Raw genomic sequence first — 12562 nt, forward strand, 5'->3', positions numbered from 1 at the left:
GGCCCTTCGCACCGCCCCGAAGCGCTGGCATCCTTCACGGCCTCCCGCCCGACGCGAAGGCCGACCATGCCGGACCAGCCCCATATCCTCGCCGCCGAGACCGACTATCCGCGCGACTTCCTGGGCTACGGCCCGAATCCGCCCGACCCACGATGGCCGGGCGGCGCGAAACTCGCCCTGTCCTTCGTGTTGAATTACGAGGAAGGGGGCGAGAACACGATCCTCAATGGCGACGCCGGCAGCGAGCTCTACCTGCATGAGGTGCCGGGCGGCTCGCCGATCATCGGCGAGCGCAACCGCACTGTGGAATCGCAGTTCGACTACGGGGCGCGTGCCGGCGTCTGGCGGGTGCTGCGCGCCTTCGCCGCGCACGGCCTTCCCCTGACCGTCTATGGCGTCGGCCGCGCGCTGGAACTCAACCCGGAGGCTGCGCGAGCCTTCGTCGCGGCCGGGCATGAGGTCGCGTCACATGCCTGGCGCTGGATCGACTACCACACGATGGACGAGGCGACGGAGCGCGCCGAGATCGCCCGCTGCGTCGCCACCATCGAACGCCTGACCGGCACCCGCCCGGTCGGCTGGTACACCGGGCGCATCAGCCCGAACACGCGCCGGCTCGTCGCCGAGCATGGTGGCTTCCTCTACGACAGCGATTCCTACGACGACGACCTGCCGCACTACGTGACCGCGGCGGGCAGGCCGCACCTGGTCATTCCCTACACGCTCGACAACAACGACATGAAGTACGCGGTGCCGCCCGGCTTCGGCGATCCCGACGGATGGGAAAGGCACCTGACCGATGCGTTCGAGGTCCTGCTGGCCGAAGGCCGCGCCGGGGCGCCGAAGATGATGTCGGTCGGGCTGCATTGCCGCATCGTCGGCCGGCCAGGACGGGCCGCGGCGTTGCAGCGTTTCCTTGCCCGCGTGGCGCGGGAGAAGGATGTCTGGGTCTGCCGCCGGGCGGATATCGCCCGGCATTGGTGGGCGACGCACCCACCTGTGGCATAGCGGTGCGCTGGCGGCGCGATCGGCGCCACCAGCCACGTGGTCAGTCGATCTTCTCGATGTTGTTGCGCTCGACCACCTCGCGCCAGCGTGCGACCTCGGCCCGGACGTGCTCCGCGAAGCGCTGCGGCGTCCCACCTTCCGGCCGGGCGCCGAGGTCGCGCAACCGGCGCTGGACCTCCGGGTCGGCATTCGCCTCGTTCAGGAGGCGGTTGAGGCCGGCGACCACATTCTCCGGCGTGCCCCTGGGCGCCATGTAGCCGAACCAGGGCTCGACCACGATGCCGTCCACTCCCGCCTCGGCGAAGGTCGGGATTTCGGGCAGGGAGGGGTCGCGCTCGCGCCCCGTCACCGCGATGGCGCGGATCTGCCCGGCCCGGATCGCCTGGATCTTGGTCGGGATGTTCTCGATCATCACCTGCACCTGGTTGGCGAGCAGCGCCTGGAGCGCCGGCGCGCCGCCGCGGAAGGGCACATGCACCATGGTCAGGCCGAGCCGCCCGTTCAGCAGTTCGGGAATCAGGTGGTTGGAGGAACCGAAGCCCGAGGATCCGTAGTTCACCCGGCCCGGATTGGCCTTCGCCCAGGTGATGAATTCCTGCAGCGTGCGCGCCGGCACGGCGGGGTTCACCGCCAGCACGTTCATCACGCTGCCGCTCCAGTACACCGGCACCAGGTCGCGTTCGATGTCATAGGGCATGCGGCGGTAGATCGCCGGGTTGATGGCGCAGTTCCCGATGGTGCAGGCGCCGAGGGTGTAGCCATCCGGGGCGCTGCGTGCGGCAGCTTCCATGCCGATGTTGCCGTTGGCGCCGGACCGGTTCTCGACCACCCAGGGCTGCGGGGAGGACCGGCTGATGCGGTCGGCCAGGATCCGGGCCACGAGGTCGGTCGAACCCCCGGGCGGGAAGGGCAGGATGATGCGCACCGGACGGTCCGGGGCCCAGTTCTGGGCCTGGGCGGGCATGGCGAGCAGCCCCGTCAGCAGGGCAAGGGCGATCCGGCGCAGCATCGGTTTCCTCCATTCTTGTGCCGACCTTGTGCCTGCCGTCATCCGCTGCCGCAACCGCCTCGGCGCCCGCGCGATCCCCGCTTGCCGCTGGGCGGCGCTATGCGTAATCTCCGGCCCGCGATGAACCTGCGCGCCATTCCGGTCGGCCTGACCCTGGGGCTTTCCGCCCCGGCCGCTGCGCGCGCCCCGCTCGGCCTCCTTCTTCTTCGACTTATCCGCCCCTGGGCGTGACGCCCGGCTGACGCTGGCCGGACATCGCTCAGGGGGACCTGGGACCGAGCGCGCATATCCACATCATCGCCAACGGGAAACGCATTCCATGGCCATCAATCATCCTTCGTTCGGCACCCTGGCCGACGGCCGCATCATCATCTTCGACACCACGCTGCGCGACGGGGAACAGAGCCCCGGCTTCTCGATGAACCTCGAGGAGAAGCTGCGCATGGCCGAGGCACTGCACGAACTGGGCGCAGATGTGCTGGAAGCCGGCTTCGCCATCGCGAGCCCCGGCGATTTCGATTCCGTGCAGTCCATCGCGAAGCGCTTTGCCAAGGACGGTCCGGTCATTGCCAGCCTGTCGCGCGCCAACACCGCCGACATCCTGTCATCGGCCGAGGCGACGAAGCCTGCCGCGCGGCCGCGCATCCACATCGTGCTCGCCACGTCGGACCTGCACATGCGCGTGAAGCTGCGCATGACGCGCGAGGAGGTGCTTGAGCGCATCACCGACAGCGTGAGCCTGGCCCGCAACCACGCCGCCGACGTCGAATGGTCGGCCGAGGACGGGTCGCGCTCCGACCTCGAATTCCTCTGCCGCTGCGTGGAGACGGCGATCAAGGCCGGGGCGACCACCATCAACATCCCCGACACCGTGGGCTATTCGCTGCCGGCCGATATGGGGCTGATCTTCTCGACCCTGATGAACAAGGTGCCGGGGGCGGAGAAGGTCATCTTCTCCACCCACAACCACAACGACCTGGGTCTCGCGGTCGCGAACACGCTGGCGGCGATCCAGGCCGGTGCGCGCCAGGTGGAATGCACCATCAATGGCATCGGCGAGCGCGCCGGCAATGCCAGCCTCGAGGAAGTGGCGATGGCGCTGCGTACGCGCCACGACGCGCTGGGCGTCGCGACGGGTGTCGCCTCGCAGCGGATCCTCAAGACCTCGAAGCTGCTCGCAACCATCACCGGCTTCGACGTGCAGCCCAACAAGGCGATCGTCGGCCGCAACGCCTTCGCCCATGAATCGGGCATCCACCAGGACGGTGTGCTGAAGGATGCCTCGACCTACGAGATCATGACGCCGGAGAGCGTGGGCTGGACCACCAACAGCATCATCCTCGGCAAGCATTCGGGCCGCGCTGCCTTCCGCGACCGGCTGAAGACGCTGGGCTATGACGTCGGCGACAACCAGCTCAACGACGCCTTCAAGCGCTTCAAGGACGTCGCCGACCGCAAGAAGGTCGTCTACGACGAGGACATCGCCGCCCTGGTCGACGACGAGGTCGGCCGCGCGAATGAGCGCATTCGGCTGACCGGCCTCAATGTATCGACCGGCATGGGCACCAAGCCGATGGCAACGGTTGCGATCGAGGTCGATGGCGAGCGCGCCGACGGCATGGCGACGGGCGATGGCGGCGTGGATGCGACCTTCGCCGCGCTGCGCCAGGCCTTCCCGCATGAGGTGACGCTGAAGCTCTACGCCGTGCAGGCCGTCACCAGTGGCACCGACGCGCAGGCGCGCGTCACCGTGCGGTTGGAGGAGGACGGCAAGATGGTCGACGGGCAGGGGGCCGATACCGACACCATCGTCGCCTCGGCCCGGGCCTATGTGCACGCCCTGAACAAGCTGCTGGTGAAGCGGCAGCGCACCGAACCGCCGGTGGTGCTCCGCGCCTGAGGCCAAAGGCTTGCCGGACAGAGCTGGCAACGCTGCCGGCTCTGCCCGTTGATGTGCGCCGATCATCCCGATTTCGGGATGATCGGCGCCTTCTGCAAGTTGCGGCTCGACGCAAACAGGTTCCGCCAGACAGCGGGTCAGCGGTAGTAGTAGTCCGAGCGCGGCTGCGCCGGGGCCGTGACGGCACCGCCGACCGCACCCACCGCGCCGCCGATCAGCGCACCCGCCCCGGCATTGCCGGACAGCGAGCCGATCGCCGCGCCGCCGCCGGCGCCGAGAAGGCCGCCGGTGAGGGCACGTTCGCCCGGCGTCTGCCCGCAGGCGCCAAGGGCGAGGCCGGCAACGGCCAGGATCGCGAAACCGGTGGTTTTCATCTCTGTCTCCCGTTGGAACGACTGACGGAAGAACGCCCCGCGGCCGGTACGGTTGCGCGGCGGGATTGTGGCGTGGGGAATCCGTCTTGAGAGTCGGGCCAGGGGGGGGTAAAGCCCCCCATCCTCTCAAGCCCCATCAGTCGCGACTGCGGCCCAGGCCCGCACCGTGGGCTGTACGGCCCCGTCGGAAGGTCCGGTACGCATGTTTTCTCGCCTGTTCGGCTTCCTGTCCGCCGACATGGCCATCGATCTCGGCACTGCCAACACGCTCGTGTACGTGAAGGGTCGCGGGATCGTGCTGAATGAGCCGAGCGTGGTCGCCATCTCCGACCTGCGCGGCCGCAAGCAGGTGCTTGCCGTGGGTGAGGAGGCCAAGCTGATGCTCGGCCGCACGCCGGGCAACATCGCCGCCATCCGTCCGCTGCGCGACGGCGTCATCGCCGATTTCGAGGTGGCGGAGGAAATGATCAAGCATTTCATCCGCAAGGTTCACAACCGGCGGTCCTTCGCCTCGCCGATGATCATCGTCTGCGTGCCGTCGGGTTCGACGGCGGTGGAACGACGCGCCATCCAGGAAAGCGCCGAATCGGCCGGGGCACGCAAGGTGCTGCTGATCGAGGAGCCGATGGCTGCCGCGATCGGCGCCGGCCTGCCGGTGACCGAACCATCGGGCTCGATGATCGTCGATATCGGCGGTGGCACGACCGAGGTCGCCGTCATCTCGCTCGGCGGCATCGTCTACGCGCGCTCCGTGCGCGTCGGCGGCGACAAGCTGGATGAGGCGATCATCTCCTACATCCGTCGGCAGTTTAACCTGCTGATCGGCGAGAGCACGGCCGAGCGCATCAAGCTCGAGATCGGCGCCGCCGCCCCGCCGGAGGATGGCGAGGACGGCCCGCTGGCCGAGGTGAAGGGCCGCGACCTGATGAACGGCGTGCCGCGCGAGGTCGTGGTCGGCCAGCGCCAGGTCGCCGAGTCCCTGTCCGAGCCGGTCGCCCAGATCGTTGAGGCGGTGAAGGTCGCGCTGGAGAACACGCCCCCTGAGCTGGCCGCCGACATCGTGGACAAGGGCATCGTGCTGACCGGCGGCGGAGCGTTGCTCAACCGGCTCGACCAGGTGCTGCGCGATGCGACCGGCCTGCCTGTCGTGGTGGCAGAGGATGCACTGTCCTGCGTCGCCCTCGGCACCGGCCGCGCGCTTGAGGACATCAAGCGGCTTCGCCACGTCCTGAGTTCGATGTATTGATGTGAGTCCCGGCCCCGCCGTTCCGGTGGGGCCCATAGGCTTCAAAGTCCTGACAGGGGGATGAGGGGCGCGTGATCCGGCTGAGCATTCCGCTCCGGCAGGCCCTGGCGCGGCTTTCGCTGCCGCTGATGATCGCGGCTGCCTTCGGCGTCATGCTCCTCGGCAAGGCCGATACTCTGCTGGCGGAACGCCTGCGTACGCATCTCTCCGACGCGCTCTCCCCGATCTACGCCGCGCTCGCCGAACCCATGGCCGCCGTACGGTCCGCCGTGGAGGAGGTGCAAAGCCTCGCCACGCTGCGGGAGGAAAATGCCCAGTTGCGGGAGGAGAATGAGCGGCTGCGCCGCTGGCATGCCTCGGCCCTTGCTCTCGAAACCGAGAACGAGATGTTGCGGCGGCAGCTCAATTTCCTGCCGGAGGCGGCGCCCGCCTTCGTCACAGCGCGCGTCGTCGCCGATGGCGGCGGTACCTATGCCCGTGCCGTACTGCTGGCGACCGGGCCGCAGCATGCGATCCGCAAGGGCCAGGTGGCGCTGGACGAACGCGGATTCGTCGGCCGGGTGACCGAGGTCGGCAGCCGTTCGGCCCGGGTCCTGCTTGCCACCGACATGAACAGCCGCATTCCGGTCACGCTCGAGTCGAGCAGGGCGCGCGCCATCATGGCCGGCAACAATGCGACGCGGCCGCGGCTCGCGCATTGGCCGGAAGGGGTGATCCCGGTGGATGGCGAGCGCATCGTCACCAGCGCCGAGGCCGGCGCCTTCCCCGCCGGACTACCGGTCGGGATCGTGCGGTTGTCCTCCCAGGGCGTGCCTGAGGTCGAACTCTTCGCCCGACTTGACCGGCTGGATGCGGTTCGGCTGTTCGACTACGGCCTGCGCGGCATCATCCCGCCCGAGGCGGTGGCGCGGCCCGAACCTCGGCCCGGTCGCCGCTGAGGGGAATGCCATGGCAATGCCCCCCGCCCGCCGCCCGCAGGGACGGCCGGCCCCGGCACCCGGCCTGTTGCGGCGCATCGATGCCTTCGCGCGGCTGGCGTTTCCGGGGTTCTCGACCGCTTTCCTGATGGTGCTGGCGGCGGCGCCGATCAACTTGCCATCCCCGGTCCTGGCGGTGACGTTGCCTTGCGTCGCCTTCTGGTCGGTGTTTCGGCCGGGGGCAATGATGCCGCCGGTGGTGTTCCTCCTGGGATTGCTGATGGATCTGCTCACCTTGGCGCCGCTGGGTTCGGGGGTGGTCGTGTTGCTGGCGTTGCACGCGGCGGCGCTGCGGTTCCGGCATTTCCTGGCGCGGCAATCCTTCCTCGCGGTCTGGCTCGGCTTCTGCGTGGCGGCCTTCGGCGCGACCTGCTTCTACTGGGGCCTGCAGTCGCTGCTCGCGCTCCACCTGTCGCCGATTGCGCCGGCCCTGCATGCGGCGTTGCTGGCTTGCGGCCTTTATCCGGCGATCGCCCTTGTCCTGACTCGGATCCATGAGGCGATGCGCCACGCCGAGGTGGCGCCATGACCTGGCGTCCCTGGGGCGGGACCGGGCTGCTCGGGCGCGAGAGGACCGTCCGCAAGGAGGAGGAGCGCCGCCGCGGCATCTTCACCCGCCGCGCCGCCGTGCTGGGCGCGATACAGCTCGGCGCCTTCGGCTTCCTGGCGTCGCGGCTCTATCGCCTGCAGGTGGAGGAAGGCGCGCGCTACGCGACGCTTGCGGAGGAAAACCGCGTCAGCGCCCGGCTTTTTGCCCCGCCGCGCGGGCGCGTGCTGGACCGCAACGGCAAGGTGGTGGCGGGCAACCGCCTGAACTGGCGTGCCCTTCTTGTCGCGGAGCAGACGGCCGACCACGCCGCGACGCTCGAGACCTTCTCCAAGATCGTGCCCCTCGGCGATCATGAGAAGGCGCGGATCGAACGCGAGATCCGGCGCAACCGCCGCTTCGTGCCCGTCATCCTGCGAGAGTTCCTGACTTGGGAGGAGATGGCGCGGATCGAGGTCAATGCGCCCGACCTGCCCGGCATCACCGTCGATATGGGCACCACGCGCATCTATCCGGAGACGGAGCACCTGGCCCATGTCGTCGGCTATGTCGCCGCCCCGGCGGAAAGCGACGTGGGCGACGATCCGCTGCTGCAATTGCCCGGCATCCGCGTCGGCCGCGCCGGCGTCGAGCGCCACCATGACCGCATCCTGCGCGGCCGCGCCGGCGCCGTGCAGGTCGAGGTGAACGCCGTCGGCCGTGTCATCCGCGAGTTGGACCGGCGGGAGGGCATTCCCGGCCAGGACGTACAGATCAGCGTCGATGCCGAGCTGCAGAAGGCGATCCGCGGCAAGATCGAGGAAGGCACGACGGCCGTCCTTCTCGATGCCCGCAATGGCGAGGTCCTGGCGATGGCGACCAAGCCATCCTTCGACCCGAACATCTTCAATTCCGGTGTCAGCGCGGCGCAGTGGCGGCAATGGACCGCGGCGCGCACCACGCCGCTGATCAACAAGGCAACGAACGGGCTCTATGCACCGGGCTCGACCTTCAAGATGATGGTCGCGCTGGCGGCGCTGGACGCGAAGGTCTGCCGCCCGGGCGACATCGTCAGTTGCCCGGGGCACCTGGATTTCGGCGATACGCGCTTCCACTGCCACAATCGCAACGGCCATGGCGGCGTGAATATGCGCACCGCCATCATGGCGTCCTGCGACGTGTATTTCTATGAGATGGCGCGGCGGACTGGCATGGATCGCATCGCGGCCATGGCGAACCGTTTCGGCATGGGCGTCGATCTCGAGATCGAGCTTCCCGGCACGCGGCGCGGCCTGGTGCCGACGCGGGGCTGGCGGCAGGCCCAGGGCAAGCCCTGGTCGATCGGCGATACCATCGTGCATGGCATCGGCCAGGGCTTCTACCAGCTGACGCCACTGTCCATGGCGGTGATGGCTGCTCGTCTCGCTTCCGGCCGGGCGGTGCAGCCGCATCTGACGCGGGCGATCGGCGGCCGCCCGGTGCGCGGCAGCCGGACGGAGGACTGGCCGAGCCTTGGCATTCCCGACGCCGATCTGCGGCTGATCCGTGAGGCGATGTGGGCCGTCGTCAATGGCGGCGGCACCGCGGGGGCGTCCCGCCTGCCAGCGCAGTACGGCCAGATGGCGGGCAAGACCGGGACCACACAGGTGCGCCGCGTGACACGTGAGCAGCGCGAGCGCGGCTTCAACGTCAATGCCGTGCCGCGCGAGTGGCGGCCGCACGCGTTGTTCGTCGCCTATGCGCCGCACGACAATCCGCTTTTCGCCCTGTCGGTGATCGTCGAGCACGGGACCAGCGGGTCGGGTGCGGCCGCGCCGCTGGCGCGCGACATCATGGTCGAGGCCTTCCAGCGCCTGGGGCCGGCGCGCCAGGGCCAGCGCGTTGCGGAGGCGCCGCGATGATCTTTGAACGCCGTTTGCTCACGCGCGATCGCGGGGCCGGGATCCTCGAGAAATTCTGGCAGATCCCCTGGTCCTTCGTGCTGCTGCTCGGTGCCGTGGCGGCGATCGGCTATGTCGCGCTGCTCTCGGCCGGCAGCGGCAATCCGGACACCTATGCGCAGAAGCACGCCATTCGCTTCGGCTTCGGCCTGGTGCTGATGCTCGGCCTGGCGATGATCGACATCCGGGTAATCGCGCGCTTTGCCTGGCTGGGGTATCTCGGGGCTATCGGCCTGCTCGTGCTGGTGCTGCTGCATGGCAATGTCGGCAAGGGGGCGCAGCGCTGGATCGACATCGGCCCGATCCAGCTGCAGCCGTCCGAGCTGATGAAGATCATGCTGGTGCTCGCCCTCGCGGCCTGGTTCCACCGGGCGTCGTGGGAGAAGGTGGGCAATCCGCTGTTCCTCATACCGCCGGCGATCGCTGTGCTGGTGCCGGTCGGGCTGATCCTGAAGCAGCCCAATCTTGGCACTGCGCTGATCACCGGCATGGTGGGGGCCGCGGTATTCTGGGCCGCCGGCATGCGGTGGTGGAAATTCGCGCTGCTGTTCGGGGCGGCGGGGGTCGCGGCGCCCATCGCCTATGAGCGGCTGCACGATTACCAGCGGGCGCGCATCACGACCTTCCTTGATCCGGAGAGCGATCCGCTCGGCGCCGGCTACAACATCATCCAGTCGAAGATCGCGCTGGGATCGGGCGGCATGTGGGGCAAGGGCTTCCTGCAGGGCACGCAGGGTCACCTCAACTTCCTGCCCGAGAAACAGACCGACTTCATCTTCACCATGATTGCCGAGGAATTCGGCCTGGTCGGCGCGCTGACGACGCTGGCGATGCTGCTGCTGGTGGTGGCCTTCTGCTACCTGGTGGCGTTCCGCAGCAAGCACCAGTTCGGGCGCTTGCTGGCGATTGGGCTCGGCACCAACTTCTTCCTCTATGTTTTCGTGAATGTCGCAATGGTGACGGGTTCGATCCCAGTGGGCGGCGTGCCCCTGCCGCTGATCAGCCATGGCGGTTCGGCGATGCTGACGGTGATGCTGGGCTTTGGGCTGCTGCTGTCGGCCTATGTGCACCGGGATGCCGAACTCGGCCCCATGCGCGAGTGATCGCGGCGACTGCGCAAAAGGGGCTGGACAAAGCCGTCGCGCAGGCTATGAAGCGCGTCCTTGGAACCGGACGGCGCGTCGGCCGGTTCCCGGCGGGCGCCTAGCTCAGTTGGTAGAGCAGCTGACTCTTAATCAGCGGGTCGTAGGTTCGAATCCTACGGCGCCCACCAACACTTAGCCAAGTTATCCACAGCCTCGAAAATCCTTGCGGACCCCATGCGGACCCGGTGGGCGAAATTCGCGCGCCTCGCGCCGCATTTTGTTGGCCGGTACAATGGTCCTGGTGATCATCCGGGCATGGGCGCTAAGGCCCGGCAACCAGGGGGGATAGGATGAGGGTATGGTCCTTCATGGCCGGGGTGGCGGCCACGCTCAGTGTCGGCATGCTGGCTAGCTGCGGGGAAAGCGCGTCTGCCAGGTCGGAGCGCGCCGAAGTGAACGCGATCAACGCCTTGAACAGGACGGCCGCTCTAGAGCGCCGGGTTCAGGCGATCGAGGCGCGATTGCGGATGTAGGCTTCAAGCCAGCCAGCCAGCCTCCCGCTCCGCGCGCGCGTCTGCGCGTACTGGCCGGAAAGCCCGCCCCGGCTCGCGAACCAACTACCGCAGCACCGCTTGCGCCTCGGCGTCCGCTCGCACCGCTGCCAGGATCGCGTTGCCGATCCTCTCGCGCTCTCGCGCTGGCGGCCACACGCTCACCCACTACCGTCCGGGCCACTCAACCGGGCAGATACCGCGCGAAGCGATCCATGGTGCGGAGCATGTCCGTATCAAGCGCGTCCTCTGCTGCAAGGCGCCGATCGCAAAGCCGGTTGAAGGTGCGCCAGCGCATCCATTTCGGTTTCTTCAGCGCGGCGCCGATTCCGGCAGGCGGCAATCCAAGCCGCCGGTCCACCTCGCGGATCGCTCGCCATGCCCGCCCGGCTTCCGTCTCGCGCTGCGACTGGTACGGCATTCCATAGGCGGCGCGGCTCAGGAACCGCCGGCCACCATTCGGCAGATAGAGTTTCACCACGCGGCGGCCCGTCGCAGGGCAGAGCGCCCACCACCGGCGACCGCCAAACGGGCAAGGCGTAGAGACCAGCCGCACCGCATAGTGCTGCGGCCCGGTGGCGGCGCTGGCGTGCTGTACATCGTACTTCAGGGTAAGCGCGCCCGTTCCTGCCTCGGGGTCGAGTTCGAGACGCACCATGATGGTTTGCGGCTGCCCGTTCACCATGACGGTCGCCAGCAATCCCGACGGGGAACGGCCTCCAGTGGCGCGGAGGATCGTGTTGATGCTCAGGACGATGGACGCGCAGCCTTCCACCGTCCCACGCCCGCTGCGCCTACCGCTATTCATGCCGCCCATGGCGAAGCCTCCATCATTCGGATTCTCCGAAATGAACTGGCTAACCCGCCGTCCTCGCGCGCGCGGACGCCGCGGCAGCCTCCATCTCGTGGGATGGCGCAAGCACTACGGGTTTCGCTTCCAGCAGCTTGTGCTGCCGAGGGCCACTGGGGTGCCTCGCCTCAACGTCGATGATCCGAGCCTTTGCTTCAGGGGTGGCAAGGACGATGGCGAGGGCAGCGTCAGCCATCCGCTGCCAAAGATCGCCCCCGACGCTAATCCCTTCGCTGCCGTCCGCTGCGCGCGGCCGATGCATCACGAGGCCGGACTTCCGCCGCTGCATCCCGACCCGAACGACGCACATGTCGCTGAGGTTCAGGTCAACGAGCACCATAGGGTTGCGCACATCATTGTCGGGGATGGTGACGCGCAGCGCGGTCACGGCGCTCAAAGCGTGAGTCATTCTTGCGGTTCCTTCTCGGTTGGCGATGAATGGGGCGGGCACCGAAAGCCCGCCGCTCGGTAGCGCGGCGTCACGTTTCGACTTCCCGCACAGCTTCGGGCGGCAGATGGATCGGCGGATGGCAGGTGGCGCAGCACCACCCGTCGGGGATCGTCTTCATCGTCCACCAGCGCCGGCCGCCGCAGGTGCAGCGGTCGCCTTCAACCGGAAGGTCGGCCGGATCGGACCAGCACGGCGGGCGGGCATGGGCCGCGAAGCAGGACGCAGACACGGCGCGCGGCAGGTCCGGCATCAACCCGGCGCCTTCCAACTGCGCGATAATGCCCGGTGAGAGCACGTGGCGTTCGCCCGATGGCCGGACCAATACGATCCATCCCTCGTCGTCGGCCTCGCGCTCGGCACCTGCGCTCAGCGTCTCGACCAGAGCCTTCGCCGCGTGAGCTAGCCACCAGTCACCGCCTGGCGCGGCATGGCCCGCGGTTTTGGTTTCTAGAACACGCGCCCGCGAAAGCTGCGAAAGCTGCGAAAGCGCAGGTCGCGCGGCGCTCTTCGGCGTCAGTTCGGGCGCGGGTGTAGACCACGACATTGGCCTGGCCGTGCTCATCCTCGATCGTCACGAAGATCACGCCCTTCGCCGTCATCGGTTGCTGCCGCATCAGCACCAGGCCAGGGATGCGCAGGCGCCGG

At 68.4% G+C, this 12562-nt stretch carries 12 protein-coding genes and 1 tRNA gene; 8 read left to right on the plus strand and 5 right to left on the minus strand.

The window, feature by feature from the left end:
* Positions 1-66 precede the first annotated feature (66 nt).
* Positions 67-1008 (plus strand): allantoinase PuuE, encoded by a 942-nt coding sequence (gene puuE / locus AC2YHJ_RS11130; RefSeq protein ID WP_487396031.1) that lies wholly within the window; start codon positions 67-69, stop codon positions 1006-1008.
* A gap of 40 nt (positions 1009-1048) precedes the next feature.
* Here puuE and AC2YHJ_RS11135 read toward each other — a convergent pair whose 3' ends face one another.
* Positions 1049-2017 carry a Bug family tripartite tricarboxylate transporter substrate binding protein gene (locus tag AC2YHJ_RS11135; protein WP_487396032.1) on the minus strand — a complete coding sequence of 323 codons (969 nt, stop codon included), beginning with the start codon at positions 2015-2017 and terminating at the stop codon, positions 1049-1051.
* A 319-nt stretch (positions 2018-2336) separates the two neighbouring features.
* Between AC2YHJ_RS11135 and AC2YHJ_RS11140 the strand changes: the two genes are divergently transcribed.
* The gene (locus AC2YHJ_RS11140; protein WP_487396034.1) at positions 2337-3917 is read left to right on the plus strand and encodes a 2-isopropylmalate synthase; all 1581 of its coding nucleotides are present in this window, start codon (positions 2337-2339) and stop codon (positions 3915-3917) included.
* Between the two features lie 137 nt (positions 3918-4054).
* Here the strand turns inward: AC2YHJ_RS11140 and AC2YHJ_RS11145 are convergent, their stop codons facing one another.
* A complete protein-coding gene (locus AC2YHJ_RS11145; protein ID WP_487396035.1) occupies positions 4055-4291 on the minus strand; it encodes a YMGG-like glycine zipper-containing protein in 237 nt (78 codons plus the stop codon).
* A 202-nt stretch (positions 4292-4493) separates the two neighbouring features.
* Between AC2YHJ_RS11145 and AC2YHJ_RS11150 the strand changes: the two genes are divergently transcribed.
* The 6 genes from AC2YHJ_RS11150 (at position 4494) to AC2YHJ_RS11175 (ending at position 10253) form a co-directional block, all read left to right on the plus strand.
* On the plus strand, positions 4494-5537 hold the full coding sequence (locus tag AC2YHJ_RS11150) for a rod shape-determining protein (RefSeq protein WP_487396037.1): 1044 nt from the start codon (positions 4494-4496) through the stop codon (positions 5535-5537).
* 71 nt (positions 5538-5608) lie between these two features.
* Entirely contained in the window at positions 5609-6475 is an 867-nt protein-coding gene (gene mreC / locus AC2YHJ_RS11155) for a rod shape-determining protein MreC (protein ID WP_487396039.1), read from the plus strand.
* A 16-nt stretch (positions 6476-6491) separates the two neighbouring features.
* Positions 6492-7043, plus strand: a complete 552-nt coding sequence (locus AC2YHJ_RS11160) for a rod shape-determining protein MreD (RefSeq protein WP_487396041.1) — start codon at positions 6492-6494, stop codon at positions 7041-7043.
* On the plus strand, positions 7040-8941 hold the full coding sequence (gene mrdA, locus AC2YHJ_RS11165; protein WP_487396043.1) for a penicillin-binding protein 2: 1902 nt from the start codon (positions 7040-7042) through the stop codon (positions 8939-8941). Before AC2YHJ_RS11160 ends, mrdA begins: the two co-directional genes overlap by 4 nt.
* On the plus strand, positions 8938-10083 hold the full coding sequence (gene rodA / locus AC2YHJ_RS11170; RefSeq protein WP_487396045.1) for a rod shape-determining protein RodA: 1146 nt from the start codon (positions 8938-8940) through the stop codon (positions 10081-10083). Before mrdA ends, rodA begins: the two co-directional genes overlap by 4 nt.
* A 94-nt stretch (positions 10084-10177) precedes the next feature.
* A tRNA-Lys gene (locus AC2YHJ_RS11175) sits at positions 10178-10253 on the plus strand.
* A 547-nt stretch (positions 10254-10800) separates the two neighbouring features.
* Here the strand turns inward: AC2YHJ_RS11175 and AC2YHJ_RS11180 are convergent.
* The 3 genes from AC2YHJ_RS11180 to AC2YHJ_RS11190 form a co-directional block, all read right to left on the minus strand.
* The gene (locus tag AC2YHJ_RS11180; RefSeq protein ID WP_487396047.1) at positions 10801-11433 is read right to left on the minus strand and encodes a hypothetical protein; all 633 of its coding nucleotides are present in this window, start codon (positions 11431-11433) and stop codon (positions 10801-10803) included.
* A gap of 40 nt (positions 11434-11473) precedes the next feature.
* A complete protein-coding gene (locus AC2YHJ_RS11185) occupies positions 11474-11875 on the minus strand; it encodes a hypothetical protein (protein ID WP_487396049.1) in 402 nt (133 codons plus the stop codon).
* Between the two features lie 70 nt (positions 11876-11945).
* A complete protein-coding gene (locus tag AC2YHJ_RS11190) occupies positions 11946-12479 on the minus strand; it encodes a hypothetical protein (RefSeq protein WP_487396051.1) in 534 nt (177 codons plus the stop codon).
* Positions 12480-12562: the final 83 nt, after the last annotated feature.

The organism is Roseomonas sp. SRI_022, assembly GCF_057586215.1.

Excerpts from the sequence above, each read along its gene's own strand:
- mrdA (WP_487396043.1), top strand. The coding sequence starts at position 7,040 with ATGACCTGGCGTCCCTGGGGCGGGACCGGGCTGCTCGGGCGCGAGAGG.
- rodA (WP_487396045.1), top strand. The coding sequence starts at position 8,938 with ATGATCTTTGAACGCCGTTTGCTCACGCGCGATCGCGGGGCCGGGATC.
- AC2YHJ_RS11160 (WP_487396041.1), top strand. The coding sequence starts at position 6,492 with ATGCCCCCCGCCCGCCGCCCGCAGGGACGGCCGGCCCCGGCACCCGGC.
- AC2YHJ_RS11150 (WP_487396037.1), top strand. The coding sequence starts at position 4,494 with ATGTTTTCTCGCCTGTTCGGCTTCCTGTCCGCCGACATGGCCATCGAT.
- AC2YHJ_RS11145 (WP_487396035.1), bottom strand. The coding sequence starts at position 4,291 with ATGAAAACCACCGGTTTCGCGATCCTGGCCGTTGCCGGCCTCGCCCTT.
- AC2YHJ_RS11190 (WP_487396051.1), bottom strand. The coding sequence starts at position 12,479 with ATGAGCACGGCCAGGCCAATGTCGTGGTCTACACCCGCGCCCGAACTG.
- puuE (WP_487396031.1), top strand. The coding sequence starts at position 67 with ATGCCGGACCAGCCCCATATCCTCGCCGCCGAGACCGACTATCCGCGC.
- AC2YHJ_RS11185 (WP_487396049.1), bottom strand. The coding sequence starts at position 11,875 with ATGACTCACGCTTTGAGCGCCGTGACCGCGCTGCGCGTCACCATCCCC.
- AC2YHJ_RS11180 (WP_487396047.1), bottom strand. The coding sequence starts at position 11,433 with ATGGGCGGCATGAATAGCGGTAGGCGCAGCGGGCGTGGGACGGTGGAA.
- AC2YHJ_RS11135 (WP_487396032.1), bottom strand. The coding sequence starts at position 2,017 with ATGCTGCGCCGGATCGCCCTTGCCCTGCTGACGGGGCTGCTCGCCATG.
- AC2YHJ_RS11140 (WP_487396034.1), top strand. The coding sequence starts at position 2,337 with ATGGCCATCAATCATCCTTCGTTCGGCACCCTGGCCGACGGCCGCATC.